At 60.5% G+C, this 22888-nt stretch carries 34 protein-coding genes and 2 pseudogenes; 19 read left to right on the forward strand and 17 right to left on the reverse strand.

Going from position 1 to position 22888, the window contains the following annotated elements; translation table 11 throughout:
* Positions 1-411: 411 nt before the first annotated feature.
* Together RAD04_RS15995 and RAD04_RS16000 are read left to right on the forward strand one after the other, a co-directional pair.
* On the forward strand, positions 412-654 hold the full coding sequence (locus RAD04_RS15995) for a hypothetical protein (RefSeq protein WP_461624529.1): 243 nt from the start codon (positions 412-414) through the stop codon (positions 652-654).
* A 24-nt stretch (positions 655-678) separates the two neighbouring features.
* The gene (locus tag RAD04_RS16000) at positions 679-888 is read left to right on the forward strand and encodes a hypothetical protein (RefSeq protein ID WP_461624530.1); all 210 of its coding nucleotides are present in this window, start codon (positions 679-681) and stop codon (positions 886-888) included.
* A gap of 90 nt (positions 889-978) precedes the next feature.
* On the opposite strand, the gene RAD04_RS16005 is transcribed toward RAD04_RS16000, so the two are convergent.
* On the reverse strand, positions 979-1200 hold the full coding sequence (locus tag RAD04_RS16005) for a hypothetical protein (RefSeq protein ID WP_461624531.1): 222 nt from the start codon (positions 1198-1200) through the stop codon (positions 979-981).
* Positions 1201-2313: 1113 nt separating this feature from the next.
* Here RAD04_RS16005 and RAD04_RS16010 point away from each other — a divergent pair.
* Positions 2314-2607: a hypothetical protein gene (locus RAD04_RS16010; protein ID WP_461624532.1), complete on the forward strand. Its 294-nt coding sequence runs from the start codon at positions 2314-2316 to the stop codon at positions 2605-2607.
* A gap of 492 nt (positions 2608-3099) precedes the next feature.
* Here RAD04_RS16010 and RAD04_RS16015 read toward each other — a convergent pair whose 3' ends face one another.
* A complete protein-coding gene (locus RAD04_RS16015) occupies positions 3100-3324 on the reverse strand; it encodes a hypothetical protein (protein ID WP_461624533.1) in 225 nt (74 codons plus the stop codon).
* Between the two features lie 328 nt (positions 3325-3652).
* Between RAD04_RS16015 and RAD04_RS16020 the strand changes: the two genes are divergently transcribed.
* The 3 genes from RAD04_RS16020 (at position 3653) to RAD04_RS16030 (ending at position 4940) form a co-directional block, all read left to right on the forward strand.
* Positions 3653-4381: an outer membrane protein gene (locus RAD04_RS16020; protein ID WP_461624534.1), complete on the forward strand. Its 729-nt coding sequence runs from the start codon at positions 3653-3655 to the stop codon at positions 4379-4381.
* Between the two features lie 146 nt (positions 4382-4527).
* Positions 4528-4674, forward strand: coding sequence for a hypothetical protein (locus RAD04_RS16025; RefSeq protein WP_461624535.1), 147 nt, complete (start codon positions 4528-4530; stop codon positions 4672-4674).
* Positions 4675-4682: 8 nt separating this feature from the next.
* Positions 4683-4940 carry a hypothetical protein gene (locus tag RAD04_RS16030; protein WP_461624536.1) on the forward strand — a complete coding sequence of 86 codons (258 nt, stop codon included), beginning with the start codon at positions 4683-4685 and terminating at the stop codon, positions 4938-4940.
* A gap of 569 nt (positions 4941-5509) precedes the next feature.
* On the opposite strand, the gene RAD04_RS16035 is transcribed toward RAD04_RS16030, so the two are convergent.
* The 3 genes from RAD04_RS16035 to RAD04_RS16045 form a co-directional block, all read right to left on the reverse strand.
* Positions 5510-5635 (reverse strand): hypothetical protein, encoded by a 126-nt coding sequence (locus RAD04_RS16035; protein ID WP_461624537.1) that lies wholly within the window; start codon positions 5633-5635, stop codon positions 5510-5512.
* A 94-nt stretch (positions 5636-5729) separates the two neighbouring features.
* A complete protein-coding gene (locus RAD04_RS16040) occupies positions 5730-6167 on the reverse strand; it encodes a YybH family protein (RefSeq protein ID WP_461624538.1) in 438 nt (145 codons plus the stop codon).
* A 915-nt stretch (positions 6168-7082) separates the two neighbouring features.
* A complete protein-coding gene (locus RAD04_RS16045; protein WP_461624539.1) occupies positions 7083-7598 on the reverse strand; it encodes a DUF992 domain-containing protein in 516 nt (171 codons plus the stop codon).
* Between the two features lie 369 nt (positions 7599-7967).
* Between RAD04_RS16045 and RAD04_RS16050 the strand changes: the two genes are divergently transcribed.
* Together RAD04_RS16050 and RAD04_RS16055 are read left to right on the forward strand one after the other, a co-directional pair.
* Positions 7968-8183, forward strand: a complete 216-nt coding sequence (locus tag RAD04_RS16050; protein WP_461624540.1) for a hypothetical protein — start codon at positions 7968-7970, stop codon at positions 8181-8183.
* A gap of 111 nt (positions 8184-8294) precedes the next feature.
* Positions 8295-8423 carry a hypothetical protein gene (locus RAD04_RS16055; RefSeq protein WP_461624541.1) on the forward strand — a complete coding sequence of 43 codons (129 nt, stop codon included), beginning with the start codon at positions 8295-8297 and terminating at the stop codon, positions 8421-8423.
* A gap of 318 nt (positions 8424-8741) precedes the next feature.
* On the opposite strand, the gene RAD04_RS16060 is transcribed toward RAD04_RS16055, so the two are convergent.
* Positions 8742-8885, reverse strand: a complete 144-nt coding sequence (locus RAD04_RS16060) for a hypothetical protein (RefSeq protein ID WP_461624542.1) — start codon at positions 8883-8885, stop codon at positions 8742-8744.
* A 215-nt stretch (positions 8886-9100) separates the two neighbouring features.
* Between RAD04_RS16060 and RAD04_RS16065 the strand changes: the two genes are divergently transcribed.
* Together RAD04_RS16065 and RAD04_RS16070 are read left to right on the forward strand one after the other, a co-directional pair.
* Positions 9101-9283 (forward strand): hypothetical protein, encoded by a 183-nt coding sequence (locus RAD04_RS16065; RefSeq protein WP_461624543.1) that lies wholly within the window; start codon positions 9101-9103, stop codon positions 9281-9283.
* A 10-nt stretch (positions 9284-9293) separates the two neighbouring features.
* A complete protein-coding gene (locus RAD04_RS16070; protein WP_461624544.1) occupies positions 9294-9752 on the forward strand; it encodes a hypothetical protein in 459 nt (152 codons plus the stop codon).
* A 54-nt stretch (positions 9753-9806) separates the two neighbouring features.
* Here the strand turns inward: RAD04_RS16070 and RAD04_RS16075 are convergent, their stop codons facing one another.
* Positions 9807-10235, reverse strand: coding sequence for a hypothetical protein (locus tag RAD04_RS16075; RefSeq protein WP_461624545.1), 429 nt, complete (start codon positions 10233-10235; stop codon positions 9807-9809).
* A 45-nt stretch (positions 10236-10280) separates the two neighbouring features.
* On the opposite strand from RAD04_RS16075, the gene RAD04_RS16080 reads away from it, so the two are divergent.
* The gene (locus RAD04_RS16080; protein ID WP_461624546.1) at positions 10281-10559 is read left to right on the forward strand and encodes a hypothetical protein; all 279 of its coding nucleotides are present in this window, start codon (positions 10281-10283) and stop codon (positions 10557-10559) included.
* Between the two features lie 112 nt (positions 10560-10671).
* Here the strand turns inward: RAD04_RS16080 and RAD04_RS16085 are convergent, their stop codons facing one another.
* The 3 genes from RAD04_RS16085 to RAD04_RS16095 form a co-directional block, all read right to left on the reverse strand.
* On the reverse strand, positions 10672-11205 hold the full coding sequence (locus RAD04_RS16085) for a hypothetical protein (protein ID WP_461624547.1): 534 nt from the start codon (positions 11203-11205) through the stop codon (positions 10672-10674).
* Between the two features lie 211 nt (positions 11206-11416).
* Entirely contained in the window at positions 11417-11662 is a 246-nt protein-coding gene (locus RAD04_RS16090) for a hypothetical protein (protein WP_461624548.1), read from the reverse strand.
* 75 nt (positions 11663-11737) lie between these two features.
* Positions 11738-12085, reverse strand: coding sequence for a DUF1236 domain-containing protein (locus RAD04_RS16095; protein WP_461624549.1), 348 nt, complete (start codon positions 12083-12085; stop codon positions 11738-11740).
* Between the two features lie 916 nt (positions 12086-13001).
* Between RAD04_RS16095 and RAD04_RS16100 the strand changes: the two genes are divergently transcribed.
* Positions 13002-13334: a hypothetical protein gene (locus tag RAD04_RS16100; protein WP_461624550.1), complete on the forward strand. Its 333-nt coding sequence runs from the start codon at positions 13002-13004 to the stop codon at positions 13332-13334.
* Between the two features lie 356 nt (positions 13335-13690).
* Positions 13691-13956, forward strand: a pseudogene (locus RAD04_RS16105) (hypothetical protein).
* Positions 13957-14050: 94 nt separating this feature from the next.
* Here RAD04_RS16105 and RAD04_RS16110 read toward each other — a convergent pair.
* Together RAD04_RS16110 and ku are read right to left on the reverse strand one after the other, a co-directional pair.
* Positions 14051-14281: a hypothetical protein gene (locus RAD04_RS16110; protein ID WP_461624551.1), complete on the reverse strand. Its 231-nt coding sequence runs from the start codon at positions 14279-14281 to the stop codon at positions 14051-14053.
* A gap of 65 nt (positions 14282-14346) precedes the next feature.
* A complete protein-coding gene (gene ku, locus RAD04_RS16115; protein WP_461624552.1) occupies positions 14347-15273 on the reverse strand; it encodes a non-homologous end joining protein Ku in 927 nt (308 codons plus the stop codon).
* Positions 15274-15410: 137 nt separating this feature from the next.
* Here ku and RAD04_RS16120 point away from each other — a divergent pair, with 137 nt between their 5' ends.
* The gene (locus RAD04_RS16120) at positions 15411-15806 is read left to right on the forward strand and encodes a hypothetical protein (protein WP_461624553.1); all 396 of its coding nucleotides are present in this window, start codon (positions 15411-15413) and stop codon (positions 15804-15806) included.
* 30 nt (positions 15807-15836) lie between these two features.
* Positions 15837-16042, forward strand: a pseudogene (locus RAD04_RS16125) (hypothetical protein); the annotation flags it as partial.
* Between the two features lie 264 nt (positions 16043-16306).
* On the opposite strand, the gene RAD04_RS16130 reads toward RAD04_RS16125, so the two are convergent.
* The 3 genes from RAD04_RS16130 to RAD04_RS16140 all read right to left on the reverse strand — a co-directional run bounded on the left by RAD04_RS16130 (position 16307) and on the right by RAD04_RS16140 (position 18362).
* A complete protein-coding gene (locus tag RAD04_RS16130) occupies positions 16307-17092 on the reverse strand; it encodes a hypothetical protein (RefSeq protein ID WP_461624554.1) in 786 nt (261 codons plus the stop codon).
* Between the two features lie 521 nt (positions 17093-17613).
* Entirely contained in the window at positions 17614-17844 is a 231-nt protein-coding gene (locus tag RAD04_RS16135) for a DUF6894 family protein (protein ID WP_461624555.1), read from the reverse strand.
* Between the two features lie 353 nt (positions 17845-18197).
* On the reverse strand, positions 18198-18362 hold the full coding sequence (locus tag RAD04_RS16140) for a hypothetical protein (RefSeq protein ID WP_461624556.1): 165 nt from the start codon (positions 18360-18362) through the stop codon (positions 18198-18200).
* Between the two features lie 280 nt (positions 18363-18642).
* On the opposite strand from RAD04_RS16140, the gene RAD04_RS16145 reads away from it, so the two are divergent.
* From RAD04_RS16145 to RAD04_RS16155, 3 genes are all read left to right on the forward strand, one after another.
* The gene (locus tag RAD04_RS16145) at positions 18643-18867 is read left to right on the forward strand and encodes a hypothetical protein (protein ID WP_461624557.1); all 225 of its coding nucleotides are present in this window, start codon (positions 18643-18645) and stop codon (positions 18865-18867) included.
* A gap of 893 nt (positions 18868-19760) precedes the next feature.
* Positions 19761-20048 (forward strand): ATP-dependent DNA ligase, encoded by a 288-nt coding sequence (locus RAD04_RS16150; RefSeq protein WP_461624558.1) that lies wholly within the window; start codon positions 19761-19763, stop codon positions 20046-20048.
* A 1-nt stretch (position 20049) separates the two neighbouring features.
* The gene (locus RAD04_RS16155) at positions 20050-20334 is read left to right on the forward strand and encodes an ATP-dependent DNA ligase (protein WP_461624559.1); all 285 of its coding nucleotides are present in this window, start codon (positions 20050-20052) and stop codon (positions 20332-20334) included.
* Between the two features lie 63 nt (positions 20335-20397).
* Here RAD04_RS16155 and RAD04_RS16160 read toward each other — a convergent pair whose 3' ends face one another.
* On the reverse strand, positions 20398-20805 hold the full coding sequence (locus tag RAD04_RS16160) for a hypothetical protein (protein ID WP_461624560.1): 408 nt from the start codon (positions 20803-20805) through the stop codon (positions 20398-20400).
* Between the two features lie 51 nt (positions 20806-20856).
* Positions 20857-21078, reverse strand: a complete 222-nt coding sequence (locus RAD04_RS16165) for a hypothetical protein (RefSeq protein ID WP_091966184.1) — start codon at positions 21076-21078, stop codon at positions 20857-20859.
* Positions 21079-21745: 667 nt separating this feature from the next.
* Between RAD04_RS16165 and RAD04_RS16170 the strand changes: the two genes are divergently transcribed.
* Positions 21746-22471 carry a hypothetical protein gene (locus RAD04_RS16170; protein ID WP_461624561.1) on the forward strand — a complete coding sequence of 242 codons (726 nt, stop codon included), beginning with the start codon at positions 21746-21748 and terminating at the stop codon, positions 22469-22471.
* Positions 22472-22888: the final 417 nt, after the last annotated feature.

Below are 22888 nucleotides of genomic sequence, written 5' to 3' on the forward strand. Positions count from 1 at the left end.
CTGATGTCCGGCCGGACTTCCAGAGTGGAAACCAAAGGCTTGCAATCAGGTCCGTGGCGACCCCAGCATCGGGCCGGGGGGCGTAATGATGCTGGGGCCTCCGGACAGGCTCTTGCCCCGTGAGACCGAGACCGTCGCCGGTGCAACAAGCCAGTTGCCGAGAGGACGTTCCCGCCCCTCTCTCACTCTTTTCAGCTGTGGCGCAATTCCCACACAGCGCGCGTCGCGTGAACCAACGCCGCCTCTTGCCATCAGAGCGTCAAACTAGGCGGTCAGAAAATAGCAGGGCGGCAAGAATTCCGACTATCATAAGCGGGATGAGCCAAAGTTCCATGGTTCCAATATGGATCCCTAATAGGCGAAATTGGTTACGCGTGACACGACAATCGAGTACGCTTGAGGGGACAGGCGATGGATTGGGTTCTCGGGATGATCGCGGTGTTTTTCTACGCCGCTGGTTTTAGCTATGTCGCATTCGCCGTTCTTGCTGCGGCTCTAATCAGCAGCGCCACTACGTTCGCTCTCAGATTGAGGGCTCGAGCTCAGGGATCGTTTCCTGATGATAACTGGATAGCGCCGAAGCTGTTCACCGCTATGGTGCTCTTTGCTGCGACCTGGTGCCTGGCCGCGCAGACAGGCATTGTCCGAGGGTAGATAAGCGGCGCGCACGGAAGTGTCATGACCGAAAAAGAGCCTCCGCTTGAGTGGCATGGCGTCGCTGGACTTCGGCTTATTGTGCCGCACGGCAGGCCCGACGTGATGCTCGTCGAGATCAAGACGATCTCCGGACCTATCCGATTGTCGATGCCAAAGAGCATTGCTCTTAGGGTTGGCCGCTCCATCTTAGAGGAAGCGGAAAAGCTTGCCCCCGAGTCGTTCGTTTCCTGAGTGTGAGACGGCGAGCCCCTGCCCTTAGACTTCCCAAGTTCAAAGAAAACCGGACGACTCTGGTAGCCGGCGGGTTCTCCATGGCTTCGTTCAGGTTTGCTTGCCGCGCATGCAGTTCATGACAAACTCTCGCTTTGCGCGACCTTGTCCCTTCATTATTCCGCCCGCACTCGAGAACCCACGCTCGGCAGCAAGCTGCTTGCAGCTATCTAAACTGCGGACAAAGCCTTTACGAGACATGCCCTGCTGAGCCTGCACGGTGCCGGCGGCCAGAGCCAAAGCGACGAAAGCAAAAACGATAGGCCTGATCATTCCCAGTCTCCTGCGGTAAAGAGGAGAGGAATGGCGTGAGCGCCCGTTTTGCGCGGGATGTCTCACGCCCGTGTCAAATGATGAGACCAGCGCGGGAAGTTACCTACACCTATGGCGCCGACCTAGTCTGTTGGAAGCTGAACGAGTCGACCTGGACCGCGAACGGCGCAACTGAGCTTGCGCTAATCGGTTCCGCACGACCCCAAATTCGGACATTTGACAGTCGAGAAAAACGATACGTTGGTGCAGAGCAACAGCGGCATCGAAAGTGCGATCGGAAATACTCATCACGACCTCAACACAACTGGACTGGATAATCTCTCAACAATCAAAGCACTACGACAGTAGACGGGCACAATTGCAAGGCGAATTCTTGGGCGCCCCGGCGACCCGCGGCTACAAAAAGGAACATGTTGGCGGTTGCCCGGGCACTCAGCGGAGCGCCAAGCCCAAACCGTTAGCATTGCCGGCCGCTGGCACGATCACCGGGTGCACGAAACCATTTAACGCCATCGGCGAAGTCGTCCAGAAACGGACAAGGTTCTAGGTTGATGGCGTCAGACACGGGGATGCCACCATGCTAGTTCTGATGAACCTGATTTGGCGGCGACTTGCCTACACAATGCTGATCGGCATGAGATCCAAGCTCGTACGTCAATGAGACTAGGGGCGGCTGTGGTCAGGAGGCCACCATGCCCAAGGAGGATTGTGATAGCTCTCTGCTCACTAGCTGCCGCATGCGTGGTCGCTTTTGGCATGGCAGCGTTGGTTGCGCCACACTAGGACCGCTACAGGACGCGAGCTGGCACGGAGTGGAATGTGAATGGGGTCTGGTTTGTTTGGCTTCGCAGTTTGCGCGGCCCGACGGCTGAGATCTAGCGAGATCATCTGGACGTTTACCGCAACCGGTCTGGTGCCAGGGTCCTCGGATTTCGCCAGCTCATGAAGCACGTGAGCCCCTTGATCGGCTAGTCAGGAAGTACCCAGCCCCGCCGCAAAAGGACGATTGAGCGGGGACTTTTCCGACACCGCGACACGCAGTAGCTCACTCGCGTTCCGAACCCCTAGGCATTGATAATTTGACTCTCGCCGGCGCCGCGCTTCGATAACGCCATGCCTCGTGTTCGACGCCACACACCCACCCACCCCGACGGCCGGCCGATGAAGATCACGTTCGGCCAGATGCGTGCGATGGGCCTGAGCTGCATCTTGATCTATTGCCATTGCGGCCACCATGTCACGTTGGATGCTGCCTCCTGGCCCGACGAGGCGCGGCTGTCGGACGTTGAGCCTCGCTTCGTATGTCGGGGCTGCGGCGCGCGGGGCGCCGAAGTCCGGCCCGATTTCGAGCGAGGCAATCCGAAGATGGCAATCACGGGCCGCCAACCTGAGAGCGATGAGACCTGACAAAGTACGCAGCCCCACGTCCCTATGCAGATCCTGAAGCCACCGCCCGGCTCGTCCAGCTCGCCGCCAGTATCGAGCCGGCTCAGGACGGGCGCGAGAAGGATCAACTCGTCGTTTCTCTTCACCTTGAAGCGCGACGCCTCAGAGTCGGGCGCTGGTACCAAGTATGCTATCGAGCGAGGCTGGCTCGATCTGCACGAGCGGGACATATGTGCGATCGAAATCCAGAAGCTGATTCCGAGACAATCAAGGCGCGGTGATCCCCTGCCGCCGTTATCAGCTGAACTCTCACGCACCAGCCGGGCAACCCTGCGAGGCCTGTCCCACACCTCAACGGACTGATGTGCGTCTAACTCTGGCACTGCAGAGGGGGCTGAAGGCCAGAGCACAACCAAGCCCGCCGCATTACCACTAGTTCCTAATTGATGGGCCGCCTCCACCGCTGATCCTAGAAATAGTAGCGCCGTAGGGGAGCTAACCATTCCCAGCAAGTCAGGGGATTGGTGAGCCGATAACTGCAAGCACGCCATCGATGAAGGCCCGACATTCAGCATGGGTCTTAAATGCCCCCTTGTACCTCCCAAACAGCAAGACGGTTCGACCCGCGCCCTTCCCAAAAAAGTATTGACCGACAGGCCGGCCGAGCTGGTCTTTGAGCTCTAGGCTGCCAATGGTTTGCACGGTCTTGAGGTCTATTTCGGGAAGATCGATCTTCACGCCAGTCTCCGGCTCCCTAACGTGGTTCAGCCTCTTAGCGGTGCGGCGGACAACAGGACCAGCATAATTGACTTGCGTTGGCATTCGAAAGCGTGTGCGGCCCGCGTCCGCATGTCGCAGTTTCCGCCCTTAGCCTGATTACGCTTATCTCGGCGCAGCCGCGCTTGCTTCGACGGAGCGAACTCTCATAAAAACCAAGCAACTACCAGCTGAGGGACAGATCGATTGCATCGCCACTGTTGCGGGCGAGTAACACCATTCGCGCGACTCTGAGCTATGTTGCATCATCAAATTGCTTGCATTCAACGTCTGAAAATTGGGGAAGATAATGAAAAAGCTTGTCATCAGCGCTGCCGCTCTCGTCCTCGGCACCGCCAGCGTGTCAGCGGCCGATCTGGCCGCCCGGCCTTACACCAAGGCTCCCGCGCCTGTCGCCGCCATCTACAACTGGACCGGCTTCTATATTGGTGCGCAGGTCGGTTACGCCTGGGGTGACAACAGCACCCGTGAGTTTGTCACCGCAACTGGCGCCCCCACCGGCTTCGTCCAGGGATTCAATGCTGATGGCGTGGTTGGCGGCGGTCACATTGGCTACAATTGGCAGGCTGGCCAATTCGTCTTCGGCCTCGAGGGTGACGTGGAAGGCGCCGACGTAAAGGGTGGCTACCGCCTGGCAAACACCAACGGCACGGACTTTCGGATCGACGCTCAGGCCTCTATCCGCGGTCGCCTCGGTGTCGCTTTCAACAATTCGCTGCTCTACGTGACCGGCGGTGTGGCTTGGGCAGACATGGACCACACCTACGTGCTCGCGAACACTCTTTTTGAGAGGGTCTCTACCACCCGCACCGGCTGGACCGTCGGCGCAGGCTGGGAATATGGCTTCACGCCCAACTGGTCGGCCCGCGTCGAGTATCGTTACACCGATTTCGGCACCTTCCGGAACAACTCGACTGTCTCGTTCCCCGGCTTCTCGTACGAGCATGATCCGGTGTTCCACACCGTGCGAGCGGGTGTCAGCTATCGCTTCGGCGGGCCGGCGGTCTCGGCCTACTGATCGCCCAACTGATCAAAGTTAAGAGCTCAAAGCCCCGGCATCGTCCGGGGCTTTTCGTTTGCCTCCTTCGCGGCCCCTCGAACGGCCAATACGCACAGATTCCGCACTCGTTTGTTCTCTTTGCGTTCACATGCGATAACTCTGCCATGACCGCCCTCACCCGCCGGCCCGACGACGAGCAAGGCTGGCACGTTTATTTCGGCGACGTCCGCATCGGCCAGATCGGCAAGCGTTCCGGCGTGCCAAACCACGCCGATCAATGGGGTTGGATCATGGGCTCCATCCAAGTCTAAGCACCCGCTTGACCGAGAGGGCGCAATCCTTCGAGGCGGCTCGGGAGCAGTTCGAGACAGCATGGGCCCGGTTCCCGACCCTGTCCGAGGAGCAATTCGAGCGCTGGCGCCGCGACCGCGATTTCCACGCATGGAAGCGCCGCATGTGGGACACGGGCAAGCGGCTGCCGACGCAAAACACGGATCGCCGCGCGCGCTGCTTCTGCGGCGAGGCTGCCGACTTCGAGCCGCACATTCAGGGCGCCCATCGCGGGATCGGGGCATGAAACATGTCGAGACCCGCCTCTATGCAGCTGGCCGCCGGCATCGAAGTCGACAAGATCAACACGCCATTCCTGTTCCCGGTGAACGGCATTCGCTGGCACTCGTTTTGCCGCCGAAAAGAGCTGAGAGCGGTGCGACTACCGGCATATCGCGATGAGAAAGAAAAGGCCCCAGCTCGCAGGGGGGCGATGGAGCTGGGGCCACGTCAACTTGGGGACTTGCCCTCGGGCAAAGGGCACCGGGAAAACGTGGTAGTCGCGCAAACGTTCCAGAGGAGGCGAGTTCTCAAGTTAAAACCTATTCAGATTCACATTTGCGATAGTTGGAACTTATAGGATCGGGAAAAACCGGCAAACCGGGGCTGGCCGCATATTTCACCTGCATCCATTTTACCCGGCATTTTGACACGGTGCGGGCCGCGGCGATTGAGTTCGCCGCGGCCAACGTCCTGGGACAGTGGCTCGCGGATTGCCGCTTTCTCCCTATCTACATGCCATACCCAATGCGTTCGAGTTTTGCCTGCCGACCGCCGCCAAGGTCGTACCCGCCGGCCCCGACTGGATCCACGAAATCAAATATCGAAGGCGTAAAGCTGCACCTCGTCCTCATGCCGGCGCGAATGCGGGGGCGTTGAAGTCGGGACGCCGTCCACGCCGAGCACCACGGCCTCTCCCGTCGACGACGAAGTGCTGCTCACGGTTCTTCAGCGCGGCTTGGACAAATCCGCCATCAGCGAATTGTCGGAAGAAATGCATTGCCGGCAGATGAGGACAGATGAAGCTTCGACCGCTTTAGTTGAATGTTTGCAGCCTCAATTTGAGCGAGCCGTCGGCTTGGCGTTCGAATACATGCATCGCCAAGCCACCCAACGGAGATGGCTTGCCCTCCTTGTCCTTACCGGTGGCACTCCACTTTGCTGTGCCGAATACAACCTTGTCGTCTCCGCCGGCGTCGATCATCTCCAACTTGTGACCCGTCACACCGTTCGCGAAGAGGCCGGCAAAGAAACTCTCGATCTCAGCCGGACCTGACGCCACCTGATGCGTGGGCGGCATCAATTTTGCCGTCGCGACATAGGAAGCGCCGATGGCTTTCGCGTCATGCTTGTTGAATGCGGCATCCCAAGCGGCGTAAGCCTGCTGCACGTCCCCCTTGGCGTCCGCGGCCAACGAAATTCCCGGCGCGCCGAGCAGACAAATGACTAGTGCTGATATTTGAGCCAACTTCATAGGATACTCCTCTGTTGGATAACGCCTCCGATTGATCAGATCATCAGTCCAGTCGCCTGCCGCGGCAGCGCGCCCGCCAGCATGACGACACCCTCGCCGGTCGCTCTGGTGGCCGGCCATTGGTTCATAGGGAAGAGGTGCAGGCGATGGTAACTTCAACGGCGCCGTTCACCTCGGAAGTCCATATCGCGCGCCATGACACCGCTAATGCAGCCGGTCGCACATGCGCCGAACTTCACCACCACGACCAGTTTTGCGAAGACACGTTCGTCATGGCTCGTGCCGGAAGACTCCATCCAATAGTTCGCGCAACAGCAATTCCGGGCGATTACCGTCAGCCACGTTGACAAATGGGAGAGAGCGACGGCGCATATAATCCTGGCCGGAAATCCCTGCGCTTATCACCGAGTAATTCGCCTTTTGGCCCATCAGCGAAGTTGCGCCGCATCTGGCGGAGGTGCGCTCGCTGCGTCAGAGCGGACCAGATTTGCTCAACCTGAGTGCTTCGCATTTTGACGGCGGACGCAGCGACCCCGAACGTCTTGTTTCTGGCTGCGCCTGCTAAGCCGAGGCTTTCGAAATGGCATTCAGCAAGACATCCCGTGCGAATGGCTTGCGTAAATATGCGATACATCCGGCGTTCATCGCCTCATTGCGCGTGGCCTCGTCGTCCGGTCATGAAGACGGCGGTTTGATCCCGATGCCGCAAGCCGGCGCTGCAGCGCAATCCCCCGAAATTCCCCCTAGGTTAATGTCGAGCAAGCCGCGCCACGCTCTTCAGAAACTCGCATCGTCATCGACTACTACAACAACTGTCCGCCGCGCCATCCTGTCACCCTCCAGCCCCTAGCACGACACCCCAAGGGGCCAGCCTTTGATCTGCATCAAAGGAGAGTCCGCTGGCGCTGACTGATGTTATCGCTGGGACCTGCGAGGCGCTGACGCAGGGGCCGGCCGCAACTCCATGCTGGACACGCCCGCTGTAATGTTCACGCCCGTCTGACCCTGCAGGGACAGTGGCTGCAAAGCGACCGTGCGGTCCGAGCCGCCGATCAAGAGGTTGGCACCCACTCCGGCGCCGACCGTGCCGCCGGCGGTCGCACCCGTATAGGTTCCTGCCAATGCGGCCCGACGCAATGTGGTCGGTGCAAAAACGGCCCAAGTCAGCTTGCCGCCGGACGTGGCGCCGATGTCGAGCCCAAGGGTACTGACGGTGCCTTCATAAGTCTCGCGCGCCCTACCTCTGGCCGATGCATAGATGCAGCTCAGTTGCCGCTGTCCAGCGACAATCATGCCAACGCCCGGCGATATGCTGCAGGTGAGCGTGCCGACCTGCGTTCGCCCAGCCTGCTGAGCCGTAGCAGGAACAATGGCCAGCGCGAGCACTAGGGCGGCGCATGCGATTGGTCTGTTCAGCATTGCTTTGTTCATGGGGCGGCCTCTCAACGACGTATTCTGGTGCTCCCTAACGCGGACTAGCATTGCGATGTTCCTGTTTCTCGCACGTGCGAGTTGAGCGCAGAACCTGTCGCGGCGAGAGAGCTACGAATAAAGGCGCTAGATCAATTATCAGGACCGCCAAGGAGCCCGGGTTCGCGGCCGATGACTGAGTGAAGTCCGTTTGTGGCCCAACTGCGAAGTTGCGCCGCATCTGCCGGACGTCCGCCCACCGCTCCTCAATGGACATCGCGCGATAGCACAGTGCGCTGGGCTCCGTTGCTTTTTGGCACTCTCACGGCATTGACTGCCAAGCCAGTGACGAACAGGCTGTTTTACGTCATCACCCGCCACCTGCCTTGAATGTTAACGCGAGAAGAACATCTCAAACTGAGCAAGGAAGCCGCGCTCGCGCTTCTGAGCGCCGGCCGTATGCGCAATGCGGTTTTTTCGGTGATGACGGATATCGTCAAGAGCCCAAGGAGCGCATTGCCTCATGAAATCCATGCATTCGGCATCTGTGCTGCCGCGGATGGCGACACAAGGGCGGTGCGAGAATACATCGAAGGCTTTATCTGATATCTCTCAGCTCTATGTCCGCATGTGATGCTGTGGACGGCTCCTCCACGGGCACGAGAGTGCCAAGGAGTGGGCGCCGTTTGAGGCTCTCACGATTCGGAGGAGCAGCCTATGCAGTCAATTTCGACGATTGGTCTGGATATCGCGAAGTCGGTCTTTCAAGTGCATGGCGTCGATGCAGCCGGTCAGGTGGAGATCCGCCGCCAGCTCAAGGCGCCGTTTGGTGCTATCCTTCTTTGAGAAGTTGCCGCCGTGCCCGGTGGGGATTGAGGCTTGCGCGTCATCCCATTATTGGTCCCGCGAACTGCAGGCGTTGGGGACATACGGTGCGGTTGATGCCTCCGGCCTATGTGAAGCCCTACGTCAAGCGGCAGAAGAACGACACCACGGACGCGGAGGCGATTTGCGAGGCGGTCACCAGACCCAACATGCGGTTCGTGCCGACCAAGACGGTCGAGCAACAGAGCTGTCTGATGCTTCATCGAGCGCGCCATCTCTTCATCCGACAGCAGACTGCCGTCAACAATTCAATCCGCGCTTTCATGGCGCCTCTAAGCGTCATCGGGCTATCTGACGCAGGGTCTCGCCGGCTTCGGCGTCATGGTCGTGCTGCTCAACGGATTGTTCCAGGAAGAGGCCCTGTTCGCGCCACTCGCGCTCGGGCTCATGCTCTCGCTCACGGGCCTCGTCATCGGCAGCCATGTGAGAATGCAGAGTGCCGCCAGCGAGGACGCGGAAGTCGAGCCTCTCCCGCGCTACCAGCCGCAGCGTAGCTCGGCCTCAGGCTTGCGGTCCCGCTCGCCGACCCGACTGTGTGATGCAGGAACTTCCACTTTTTCCCGGCGTTGAGCCGCGGTCCGCATCAGCGGCCGGCGCACGCGATGAAGAACTTTTCCAACGCTGAATTTTCCCCCGAGATGATCGAGATCATGACGCGCGCCCTGGAAGCCGCGGTCGCGAGCCTGCCGGAGCCCGTGCACGCCTCGCACGTCAATGCGCTCGCCGAATCCATCCTGCGCACCGCGGGCGCGGGCGAGCGCGATGTCGCCGACCTGCAACGCATTGCCTTGATGGAGCTGCAACTGATGCCCCGCAACTGATGAGGCGGAGATGAAATGGACGCTCGCTCCCACCCTCGCGCTGCTTGCCACGCTGTCTGCCGCCCGCGCGGAGAGCTGGACGACCTTCCGGGTCGACGAGTCCGGAACATCGGTCGACATGCCGGCGTCGCTCTTCACGGAGATGGCCGGCAGGCCCGACGGATACGGCCAGCAGTTTCGCACGACCGACGGCAGGGGCGATCTCACTATCCAGGCCGTCTCGAACCGGCAGGGTCTTTCGCCGGCCCAATTTCTGGCGGAGAAGAAGCCGCCCTCCGGAATCATCTACAAGCGCGTTTCGCCGAACTTCTTCGTGGTCTCCAGCATCAAGCGCGACAAGATCTGGTACAACCGCTGCATTTTTTCGCGCAGCTACGTGCACTGTGTGCTGATCAATTATCCCGCGGCCGAGAAGCGGCAATGGGACCGCGTCGTCACGCGGATCAGCCATAGCCTGACCGGCGGCTGAAAGGGATCCAAAGAAAAGAGCTGCCCGACCTGGTCGGGCAGCAGGTCGTGAGGTTTATCGGGCAGTCGTCGACGTGGTCGACATGGTCGGCTTGGAGCCCGGCACATGCGACATCGACTTGGTCGTCGAGCCGACCTCTTCGCCGGCCTTGACCTTGGTGCGCGTATGCGAGCGGCTGAAGGTGCCGCCGTCATGAGCCTGCGCGCGTGCGTTCGAGTTCATCACCGGGCCATTGCCCTTGTTCATGCTGACGCCGGTCTTCGTCTTGCCGTCCACGGCCGCGGCGCTGCCGCCGGCCGCGATCGACGAGCCGGTGCTGCCGTTCGTCGAGGTGGACGTGCCACCGGTGCCGACCGTCGAGGCCGAGGTGCCGCCCGCTGCGGCCGAGCCGCCGCTTCCGCCGGTGATACTTTTCTGGGCGAGAACGGGCGAAGTGGCGGCTAGCAGGAGTACGACCGCCGAGGTCGTAAGCAGAGTCCTCATGTTTCAATCCTCTCAGATGGAATTTAAGGGGACGATGTCGAGATCGTGCAGCCGTTGACGGTGATGGTGCTGGCGCTGGTGGTGCCAGGACCGCCCGCCGTCGACGAGGAGCTCGAGACGTTGCCGCCGCCCGCCTGCACATGTACCGACGACCCGCCGGCCGAGCTCGAGCTCGAAAGCGAACCGCTCGACGCCGTTGATCCGGTGGTGCTCGAGCCCGACGCGCCGACTGCGGCAATGCTGCCGTCTGCATGCTTTTCGACAGTGACCTTGCAGGTCTCGCCCGATGCCGTCTTGCCAGTCTTTTCCATGGTTGCCGCCTGAGCTGCGCCAGTCATCAAGGCCAACGCCGCGATCACAATGATTGATCTGTTCATGCGAAGTCTCCTCCAACAAAGACGAAGGAGCGGCATCGCTGCCGCTCCCTGGTCAAGTATCAATCCTTGTCCTTCTTCATCTCGCCCTTGTGATGGCCTTTGCCCTTTTCCATGCCCATGTCGCTGGCATGGCCCGCAGAGGAGCCGGCCGCGCCGACCGTCGAGCCGCTCTTGCCGCCGCCGGCAGACGACCCGCCGGTGCCGACGGTCGATGCGGAGTTCGAGCCACTGCCCGCGGCTGAGCCACCGGTGCCGACACTGGACGAGCTCTTGCCGCCGCCGGCCGATGAGCCGCCGGTGCCGAGCGTCGATGCCGAGCCGCTGCCCGAACCGCTGCCCGCCGCGGAGCCGCCGGTGCCGACCGTCGAACTGCTGGTGCCGCCGCCTGCCGACGAGCCGCCCGTGCCGAGCGTCGATGCAGAGCCCGATCCGCTGCCGCCCGCCGACGAGCCACCGGTTCCCACGGTCGAGTTGCTGGTGCCGCCACCCGCCGACGAACCGCCGGTGCCGATCGTCGAGCTCGATTGCGCGACGGCGAGTGCGGTGCCGGCCAACAGCGCGGCCGCGGCTGCAGAAAGCTTCAGGATCCTCATGTCCGTTTTCCTCCAGGGGTTTCCAAAATCAAATTGCCAATTAGGCCCGGGATAAATTGGCAAATGCGCAAACGTTCCTTGTGTCCGTCACGCTGACGCATTGATTCAAATGCTGATGCGAAGTTCCGTGGCGCGAGCCGTCTGGCACCGCTTCATTCATTCATTGTTCATCGAGCTCACTGCTGCGCGCCGCGGTAATGCGACAGCACTGTCAGAATGTCCCGACGATCACCTGACGATCGGCGAGCCAGCGTGGAGAGGCGGTATGCGCTGTCTGGGCGGACGCGTCGAAGATGATTTTTTCGGGCCATGCGCGTGCGGAGTGGATACGAATGTTGCTGCGGTCGACACCGGGCCCCGTCGAAAGCTCGGCGAGCGGTGGCAAAGAGCGATCCAGCGCGAACAGCAGCGCCACCACGAAAGCGCCTGCGATCAAAAAATATCGAACGATGGGCATCAAGTATTACCGCGGTATGTAAACGGTGCGATGACGCCGGCGGACCGTGCCTTCACGGCCCGCCGTGCGGTGGCGTTAATCAACCTCTTGAACAACCATGCGGGTCTCGGGATCGACCAGCATCACGTGGCTACCCGAATAGACGTAGCGGTATTTGGTGAGCGACGGGCCCCAATCGCCTGGCACCGTCGCGAGTTCGACGTCGCGCGGCACCGGCGAGCCGACCACGATCTTCTCCCGCGTCTCGACCGGCCGGACCTTGTGCTCGGTGACATAGGACCGGATCTTGGTGCGATACTCGGGTTCGATCTGGACAGTCGCGCCGCGCGCGGTTCCCGTCGTTGTTGTGACGGTAGTCGTGGATTGAGCCATCGCGCCAGTGGTCATGAGCAGCCCAGCTGCCAGTATCAAAATTCTATTCATCGCGTTCTCCCTCGCCGCTGGATGCGGCGCGGCAGAAAACTCCTCATTGCGGGGTGGGGTTCCTTCTGGAACGTATGTTGACCTTTCCGGTTTTACCCGGGAGGGCACAACTGAGGAGAGACGAATGCCTGTGCTTCTGCTTTGGGCTGTTCCGGCCGTGATCGTTCTTGGTGGTGGCATCTATCTGATCGGCCACATGCACTGATTGCGCGCTATTAGGGTAGCGCCGATGCAAACTCCTGGTGCGAGCACAACCTAGCATTGCCCGGTCGTATCGCCTGACCGCCGCCCGTGAGTACGACGCACGGGCGGCGGTTTGCGTTCGCCACCTGTTAAGGCCCAGAACAAAATAAGCCACTCAATGGCGATGTCGGACAGCGCCAACTGACGCACTCTGCACTTCGCGACCAGCGGTCCCGATCCGCTTTGCCATTCCTTCTACTCTGGTCCTCTTCATCGGTTGCTCGGCCATAAGCACTCGCATGCGCAATTCTTCCAGCTCAGCCTGTTCAAAACTCAGCCTTTCGCGTTCATGAAGGAGTGCAATATCGCGTGCGAAGCTGAAAGCATGCATCGTCAGGCCCTCTACGCAATGCCGATTTCCAAATTTTCCCAATGCCCATCCCCAAGTGGGTACTGAAGGTCGGGCCCTAGCTCTTCCCCCGCTGCCCGGAGCTGGGGCCCATTTTTGTTCAGTTACTGGCGGCCCACGGCGCTGGGCGGTTTCTCAGGGACATCGACTCAGCAAGCCCTCTCCTGGCTCTTAGCGTCGGACGAGGGACACAGATTGCGATCTGCCCTGCTAGTGTTTGCGTGAAGTGTGTCAACGCAGCAGTCACAAGTTTTCATCAGTTTGGCGGAAATGTTCGGGGCTGCGCACGTTGATCAAGCGGCGGGGCTAGATGGAGAAACAGCCATGCGATACCTATCTGCAGCATTGCTTGTCGCACTTCCAGTGATGTCGATACCTGCTGCCGCCCAGCAGCAAACGGAGACGACGTCTCAATCCGGTGTCGTTCAAAACGTGCAAACTGAAGCTGATAAGGGCATTAAGACCCGCAATTCCGGCGAATCCGGCTATGTGGGCAACCAGGACCGGGCTGGCTCGGCTTCTCACGCACCGGGAGAGCCAACGAGCACGAGCGCGGCGACGACCGGTAGCAGTGCGCCCGGCAATCCATCAAACATCAATAGTTCGCAGGCCGACTACAACGCTTCCTTGAAGGACGGCTCCGCGCCGAAGAAATAGAAATAGCTTTCGAGGACCGCCTTAGAAAACGAGATCGCCCGCGATCTGCCAGCGGCGCAAGGAGCGAACCCGCGAGAACGCTCGGCTGGTTTCTTTGTTTGCGCAGGGCTTTGCCTCTTTTGGAGATGTCGGCTGTCGGCCCATCGGCGACGTTCGCAGCGAGTTTCGGTTGTTCGGTTACCGTGGGAATAGCGGACATTGTGTCCGTCCCCGCCCATTAGGAAGCGGTATTCTGCACAGGCGCTACGGAACACGGGGACAAGCCCTTCCCCTGCCGATTGCGAATCCCTGACCCGTGCTAACCGCCTGGAACGAGCAGTCGGGCCGAAGGATTCGTCCCCGCAGGAGTGATCTCGATGCTGATGACCAAGGAACGACGGCCGGCGATCCGCACGTTGCGCGGCTGGGCGATCAACTTGCTGCAGGAGGCAGGTGCCGTCCGCGAATGCGAGGAGCATGGCTGGCACTGGACCGGGCAGACCCGCACGCTCGAGAGCGCGCCGTCGATCTCGCCTGCCAGGATCCACCGCGCGGGATCCCTCCGGATGACGCCGTCGCCGAGATCCATGAGGTTCTGAACTCCATCAGCGAGGCCTGCCCGGAATGCCTCCCCGGAGGGTAGGACGGTCGATCAGACCGGCGACTTGTTGGCGGCGCACCCATCTTGCAGTCCCTGAGGCGCACTCGCGCGCAGCAAAAGAGCGGCTGCACTCAGCTTAGCGCCGGCGCGCCACCCACACTCCGAGCACGAAGGCGGCGAAGAGTGACTGCAGCGGCGCTTTCACGGTCACCTCGCGCAACCGGTCGGCCCAGCGAATCAAATCATCCGGCGAGGGCAACACACGCGCAGTAGAGCCCGCGTGCGCCGTGGACGGGGCCGGCGTGCCTTCCTGTTTGCTCGCGAGGCCGGAGGCTTCCGTCATTGCAGAGCTTTCCTTGACGTCCATGCGAACCTCCCTTCGCTGCAAACAAGGCAACCGATGCGAGGACATCCGGTTCCTTGGAGACGGCGCTAGGCCGACTTCCGTCGCGCCCCAGGTGCAGGCTTCTTCGCCGCAGCTTCCTTCGCAGGCTTCTTGCCCGCGATGGGCATCAGCATTTCCTTCTGGCCAGCTGGCGCCTTCTTTGGCTTCTTGGCGGGCTTTGCCTCCTTCGCCGGCGCAGCTTCCCGACCGACGCTCTTGCGTAACGCGTCCATCAGATCGACGACGTTCTCCCCCTTCGGCCGCTCTTTCGGACGAATGACCTTACCGGCCCGCTTCTGATTGATGAGCTCGACCAGGGCGCTTTCGTAGTGGTCCTCGAACTTCTCTGGATCGAAGCGGCCGGCCTTCTGGTTCACGATGTGCTTGGCGAGATCCAGCATGTCCTTGGTGACTTTGACGTCCTGGATCTCGTCGAAATATTCCTGCTCGCTGCGGACCTCGTAGGGGTAGCGCAGCAGCGTTCCGACCAGGCCCTTGTCCATCGGCTCGAGCGCGATGATGTGCTCGCGGTTGGTCAGCACCACTCGACCGATGGCGACCTTGTCCATCTCGCGGATGGTCTCGCGGATCACCGCAAAGGCGTCGTGGCCAACCTTGCCGTCGGGCCGCAGGTAGTAGGGGCGGATCAGGTAGCGCGGATCGATTTCAGTCCTGTCGACGAATTCGTCGATTTCGATGGTTCGTGTTGATTCCAGCGCGATCTCCTCGAGCTCCTCTTTCGAGACCTCGATGTACTGTCCCTTGTCGAGCTCGTAGCCCTTGACGATGTCCTCGTTCGGCACCTCGTCGCCGGTGTCGGCGTCGACCTTCAAGTACTTGATGCGATGGCCGGTCTGCCGGTTGAGTTGGTTGAACGAAATTTTTTCGCTCTCCGACGTGGCCGGGTAGAGAGCGACTGGGCAGGTCACGAGGGACAGACGCAGGAAGCCTTTCCAGTTGGCACGCGGGGCCATGGTACGCAGAACTCCGGTTCGGAACGCCTGATTCAAGACGAATAAGCGCGCCCAGTTCCGACAGCACTGCCCCTGCCCGCCCGGAATCTTTTCCGCGCACTATCGACTCTTTTGTTCTCTTTATGTTCTAATTCAGCATGACGAACCGACCCGCGAGCTGGCGCATGCCGACACCCAAGCAGATGGACAAATTGGCCGCTCTCGTCGGCCGAAACGTGCCGCAGAGGCCCGAATTGCCTCCCGAAGCCGATTTACCCGCGGAATATTGGCAGGCGCTGCTGGACGACCCTCGCGCCGAGGCGCGGTCGGTCGCATCCGGAGCGGCGCTGCGGCTCAACCAAATTCCTCAGCATCTTCTGAGGGTCGGGTGCCGCCGCTGTGCGAGGGTGGTCGAGATCCAGAAGGTCGACGCCATGCGCCTCTATGGCCGGGAGGCGCTCTGGAAGGATGTCGGGCGGCGCCTATTGGACAACACCTGCACCCAACGGACTGGGCGTCATGAGGAAGACGGTTGCTGGCCTGCGTTCGAGTAGTCGCCGGCGCGGCCGGGGATGGATGCTGCCATGGCACCGAAGCGCCACCCGACTCCGCTCTCCGGAGGCGACCGCAAGGCTCTCGCAAAAGAACTCAGCCGCGACCGCCATGACCACGATTCTCACGACGCAATCAGCTGAGGCTAGATCCAAAGGTGAGGCGCTGGTCCGAGGCCGACAAGTTGCTCTGCGAATTTTGGAACGAGCGGATGTGGTCCGATGGTGGACCGATCGACCGTCCTAACGAACGACCTGCGCTCCCCGCCCCTCTACGTGCGCAAGAACAGGTGCAGCAGCTATTCGCTCGCCGGCCGGACGGGATCATCATGGCGCCTTTCGAAGGCGAGATCGGGCGCGATGTATTTCGAGCCGCCTGCTTCAAGGGCCTGCGCGAGGACCTGCAAACATCGCCCCACTCACCCCCGCCGAGCAGAACGAGCAGAGCTATGTAGAGGGGTCATCGGGCACTAGCCGGGCCCGGTTGCTCGATTCCGGTCGCTCTAGCGCACCGACCATGGCCATGCCAATGATGGCTGCGGGTTTTTGGCTTGCGGCAGCGCCGGGGTTGGCGCCGGCTTTTGCGTCTGGGCTACATTGGCCGACTGCCGCGTCCGCGGCAGTGGTATTTTGGACATCGCCTTTGGCTCTTCGGGGCTCACCTTTGGCTCTTCAGGCATCACATTGGGCTCTGAGGCGTTGGCGATGACGTGGGCGGATTCCTGTTTTGCGTTGAGCCGCTCGGTGAGCGTTTGGCTGTCGCGCGCCATCTGGATCTGGGACGCCTTGATCTGGTCGATGGTACTGTTGTTGTGTGCCATTTCTTCCCGGGTCGCCTTGATTTGGCTCAGGAGACTTTCATTGTCGCGGACCAATTGTTCTTGCCTCACCTCGAGCTGTTCGACCGTTTGCCTCAAAGCAGCGAGATCGTGCGCCATCGGTTGGAGCTGCCGCGCAAGCTCGGAAGACAGGGCAACTGCAGTCGGCATGGCAGCGTGCGGCGCGGCCTGAGTCAGATGTCCCGGGTCTGAGGGAGCCACCATCGCCGTATCAACGGAGGGTGACCACCGCCACGCAGCGACACCAATGGATGCTGCCAAGAGAGAACCGAAAACAATGTAGCGCCGACCCGCCGAGCGATGAACCGTTGCTGGCGTGGCGCGAGACGTCGGCGGGGCCAAAGCACCGACTTCCTCTTCGCGCGCTGGGTTGAGCAGTTTAGAAAACTGCTCCTCCAGGCTCTTCGTGATTTGCTCTTCCGCGAGCTTGTCGCCCAGCGCGGAATCCATTTGGCGCTCCATATCAAACGCAGTGGCACCCGCCTGAGAGCGATAAACGCATCTGCGGTACGGCGAGCTAACATTCAAACGACTCAAGATGGTTTTTGAGACTTCGAAGCCTTCTGGAGCTGCCCGTCACGTCGTCTTTTTACTGGCTCACCCCAGAGCTGTACTGGCGTTTTTAACGCAGTCGAGGAGGCGGAAGTATGTTCAGAGGCGGGGAACTACAAATTTACGGATGACCGGAGTGCCGTGCTCTTTGGCATAATACGGAAGAGCTTTTGGAGCCGCCCAAGAGCCTCAGACGTGACCGGTGAGTGCCTCTAGAGCGGAAGGTTCTGCACGGCTCTCGCACCTGAGCGCACGGCGAGACGCTGACGATCGCCACTTCAAGATCAAGGAGATCCTTCGACGGCGTCTATGTGGGCCGGGATCACGGCGGCAAGCTGGTATATGCCGGCGAGGTCGAGCAGGGCTTCCAGCCCGCGACCTCAAGGATTGCAGCAGCGATTGAAGAAGCTGGTGCGCAGTTACTTTGGTTTCTCGGCGTGGATGTGGAGGACGTAGAGGGTGTTCTGGAACTCGTCCACGACCTCCATCCGCCATCCACGGTCCGGCGTTAGCTTCCCGTCGAGGCCTTGGAGTATCTGCCCAGCCGTCACCGTGGCTTCATGCCAAGCGGCGTGCTTGTCGGGCAGCTCCTCGCCCTCAAGGTCAGGTTCGTGGCGTTCGTGGGTCACATGGAAGAAATAGCGCGGCATGCGTCAATAATGCTGACACGCGGGCGCACGTTCCCGCCGACCGTCTACTTCTGTTCCTGTACAACCGTATTTAGTCTTTAGGTTGTGGTGCATGCGAACAAACCGGGAAGCGGGATTCGCGACCAGTGAACCTAGGACACCTTATGTTGCCGGACTTCCTCAGGCTGCATGTTCAACGCCGCCACCTCGCTGGCGCCGAGCTCCCGATCAACAAGGCTAGCCGTCCACCCCTCAGGGATGGCATCGAGCACCGCGTCGATTGCGTTGTCCCGAGCGGTTGCCGCAAGCCATATCTGGCGTTCGCCGCGGTCAGTGATCACCCGAACAATGTGAACCCGCTACATCCTTGCGTTTCAATGCTCATAAGAGCTTTCCCGCTGCGCTTTCTCCGCCATGGCCATCCACTCTTCGCTCAGCTTCAGCCACGCCTCCTTGTCGGCAACACGCGTTGCCTTCTGCGCCTCCTCGAGACAGGCGTTTGCTTGGCGGAGGTATCTGTCAGCATCGTTGTCGTCCATGAGCAGCAAATACGTCCCGGGGGCGAAGGTGCCAAAAAAATAACACGGGCGCAGCTCTGGAGCGGCGCGCCCGGCTGCGCCGCGAGGAACGTGAATCCCCCGGGCCGAAGGACAGGTGACCTCTCTTGGCTGGTGCCCCAGCCTTCCAAACAGCGGCTGGGGCAGCCGGAGCGCCGCGCCGAAATCTCCTCTCCATATCGTGATCGAACCTATTAACTATTTAATATATTTAATTGTGGATTAAATAATTATATCAGCCGCGCAACTCTCGGAGGGTGGAATGGCAGAACAAGAAGATGACGATCGGCGGGAATTTCTGAAGACCTGCGGCAAGTTCGCCGTTGTAACTCCCCCTGCCATCACAGCACTGCTGTCGACGTCCCTGACTAGCACAGCCATCGCGCATTCCGGCGGCGGCTTGAAGGATGGCCCTCGTGGCAACAATGGCTACGGCAATGGCGGGGGTGACGGCAGCCCCAACGGCAAACCCGACAAGAACCGGTGACCTGAGGCAGGGCCAGGACGCTTGGCATATTGCCTAGTTTTCCCGATGCCATTTCCCCAGGACGCCCCGGCAGGCCCCAGCTCCGGCACCCTGCCCCACGGAGCTGGGGCCATTTTTGTGGGCCTCGAGCCACTCATTTCGCACTCAATCGTGACCGGCCTCACCGGGTGCGTTGCAATGTTTTCCCGACATTCATGAATCAAGCTGATACACTCCCTAGGTGCAGGGCACGTGGGGAGCAACTTCATTGCCTGTCGAAATACCACCGCCCAACCGATTCTTCGTTCGAATGGGAGGCAAGGGTTGGATGGTCTACGATCGAGAACGCAAAGGCCCTGCAATGATCGGGACCGGTTGGGCGGCCAATTTAACCAAGGAGCAGGCCGAACAAGTGCTACGTTCGCTTACTGCTTCGCCTGCCGACAAGCCGCGCCTCTGAAACCGACAGAGGCCAGCCGCGTGAACCGGCAGCAATAATGTACAGTTGGTCCAAGTATTCCTTGCGAATCCGGCTTCGGTCGGGAAAAATAAGCAGCGCGCGCCTATTTTCGAGGCTGCGCCGAACGGCCTCAGCATCCGAGCCAGCCCCGGAACTGCTCGAGGCCGTTTTGCTATTTCCTGTCACAAACCTGTGGCACGGTCATTGCTAAGCTTAGGCCAACTGGGATTTCAGGGCTCAGTTGGAGAATAAATGCTGCCGGGACATTCATTTCGAGCCCGGCAGCGTTCTACTTCGAGACGCGCGGGACATTTGCCAGCGTAAACTAAATGAACGGCCTCGGCTCGGCGGGAGCTGCGTCGGGGACTGCTCCGAGGGAAGATCCAGCTCATCAAATTGCCACCTGTTCCCAACTCGTAAAGTCAGCGGGAAATCTTATCTTCAGCCTATGCGTATGGCGTACGAGCTCTGCCTGGCTACCGCCAGCAAGCAGGTCCCGAACGGGCCGGACTGGATTCATGAGGTGAAGCACGACGGCTACCGGATGCTGGTTATCCGGGAGAACGAGCGCGTGCGCCTCCTCTCTCGCAACGGAACGGACTGGACGAAGCGCTATCCCTGGATTGCTGAAGCGGCCCTCAAGAACCGGCAGCAGCGCTTCGTGATCGATGGCGAAGCTGTGATCCTGGGCGTAGACGGCATCTCTGATTTCAACGCCCTGCTCGCGCAAGCACGAACATGAAGTGCAGCTCTACGCCTTCGATATCCTCGCGATGGGGGGGCGACGACTACCCCTCCACATGCGCAAGGCCAATCTAGAGCAGCTCTTGGCCCGCCGGCCGGACGGCATCACCGTTGCACCGTTCGAACGGGGCGAGATCGGGCCGGAGCTGTTTCGCGCCGCCTGCCGGATGGGCCTAGAGGGCTTGGTCTCCAAACATCGCGATCGGCCATACCGCGGAGGCAGGCAGAAGTACTGGATCAAGATCAAGAACAGGAGCCATCCTGCGATGGGGCGCGAGCTTTAGTTTGTCTCCTGCAAGGGTCGCCCTTGGAGACAGCCGTCCTACTGCACGGTCGGGCGCCCTCAACTATTCAGGGCGTCCGAGCGCAACTCTCCCCTCTGAGGGGCGAGTACCGGGTCGGCGCCATCTGATCGGCCCGGGGAAGCGATTGGCGATGCTCAAGGCGCGTTCCTCATCCGTCTCAAGAGCTACTTTCTGAGCTAACATGACATCGCCCTCGACCAAGCCACCCAACGGGACGAAGCACCAGCCTGTGCCGAGCCGCCCATATTCGTCGATCTCGTTGACGTTGCCGGACGTGCCCCGCCGGATGCGGTACCGCTTTCCGGTATCGCAGCCCACGACGTCGAAGTACCCCTTCCTCTCGAACTCGAGCCTTTGCTGGGGCGAAAGCCAAGAACGCAGCAGTCGCAGCGCGCGAGCCTGAACCGTTTTCTCCTCCTTTGCTGCTTGATAAAGCGTACCAACAGCCATGCTCCGAAAAGTCCACGGGCCGATGCGACCAAACCCTCTCTTCACTGGTCCTCACCCGCCCACGAGCCGCGGGAAAAACAATGTCTCTTCGGCGGCCGGATCGAACGCGGTGATCCTGGTTACCTCACCAGGCCCCTTCCGCACCGCCGCGGTATAGCCTTTGTTGGTAAATTGCACAAAAAGCTTCTCCGCCTCTACCAACGCTTCTGCATTGGAGTTGTCGAAGAAGTGCCGGCTGTCGCCGCTATGATCCATCACGATTTGCACTGCCATGCTCAGACTCCCGATTGCACATCACAAGCAATGTGGAATGCGATCGCTCGTTCCTAACTGACCCAATCGCCAGTGAGATACCTTCTATTGCTCTGCATCATGCGCACGGGACGGTGTAATGGCTTGGAGCAACAGTTTCCCGGCACCTTGACCAGTGCGCGATTGTTAATTTGCGTCGTGTGAGCGACTCAGTCCTCCTTTCTGCACGAAGCAGACAAAACCTAGGGGGCGGGGAATGATTGTACGCGCGGGGGCCACTGTTGCGTTGCTGCTGTTGCCGCTGGGGTCCGATGCCTTCGCTTCCCGTCACCACAGGCCCACAACGCGCATATCTTGCAGTGAGTCAGATACTACGTCGCAAAATACTCGGCAGCCGTCGCCGAGATGTACGCTCGAAATCATGGCGCTACCGACGCACAGATCGAGCGGGCGCGACGTTGCTTGGCGTCAAACGAGACTGCCGAAACCGACCGACCACGCGCTTATACCGATTGAAGTTGATCGGCCCCGGAAACTGGACCATCTGACGGCGGCCCGGCCTTGCATTCGCACCCGTATCCCATGGCACGAGCACAATGAATCCATCGCACGGCCAGATTTCGGCCGTATAGCTGCCTAGGTCGGTGCAAAGGGTCATCCCGGGTGGGCGCAACACCGGGAGTTTTCGATGTCCGGTTCTTTGCGATTGTGCTTCGTCAGTTTCGTTCTTCTTGAAACTCTCACGGCGCCTGCGTCCTCCAATCCTCTTGCGGATCTCAACACTGCTGCAGCCCCACCTCCGGTGACTTCTCCACCGCAAGCAGAATGCGTGGGACGCCCGGGCAACTCGGCTCCCGACGGCCAACATTGGGTCTATCGACTGGACGGGCATCGCAAATGCTGGTTCCTGACCGAGGCCACCGCGAAAGTGAAGAAGATCGCTCGTCGCGCCCCCAAACCTGCCACGGCCAGTTTAGACGAAAGCGAGACCGCGCGGCCCAGGCAGAGCGGGGTCCTCGATGCGCGCGCGGAGTTGCTGCGCTCCGCACCCGCCTTGCCTTCTCAGCCGCCTCGCGCAGAGTTCAAGGTGGCTGATGCTGACCCTGATCTCGGTACAAGCACTGCTCTGGCATCGGCCGCTCTCACTGCCCAGCACAGTCGCCAGACCATGCCCTTCGGACAGAACCAAAATCAAGTCGACGTTGAGCAACTTCTAGCGGCCGCGCCGGCCAACGATGTGGCAACTTCGTCCGAACTTCAGAGCGTTCCGGCCGGCGTACGCCTCGCTAAAGCCGATGGCGAGGCGACGAGCCGGACGGCAACTTGGCTCGGCGTATTGCTGATGATGCTAGGGATGCTTTCCATCCTAAGCACGAGCCGCCCGGTTCGGCATGCGGTGAGATTGCGCTCCTGAAGCGCATTGCGCTTGGCAGGATACCTTGCCGCCAAGGCGAGTCTCGCGCCAAGTTTGCCTAGGTACAGCAAACGGCGACCCCAGAGCGGACATTCTCGCGATGGCGGTTAGTGGACGTCTCGGTCCAACTCTCGCAACAGTCGATGCAAGAAGTCGCTGGCGTGGTTATATTGTGCGTCGCCGTCCAAGATCTGATGAGCGAGCGGTGACATTATTTTGCCAACAGCCTCAGGGCCAATCAGCTCGGTCCGTGATGACCACAACTCTAACAGACGATCGGGGATGTGGTCACTCGATCCAAACAGTTTGAGGAGCCGGCCTTCGGCGACGCCGTTATGATCATGGTGGGCTTTGGCCGCATAGAACGCGAACGAAAGGCGTCACGGGAAACGGAAGGCTTAGCCATCGCAATGTCCC

It is taken from the genome of Bradyrhizobium sp. 25ACV (assembly GCF_054863005.1).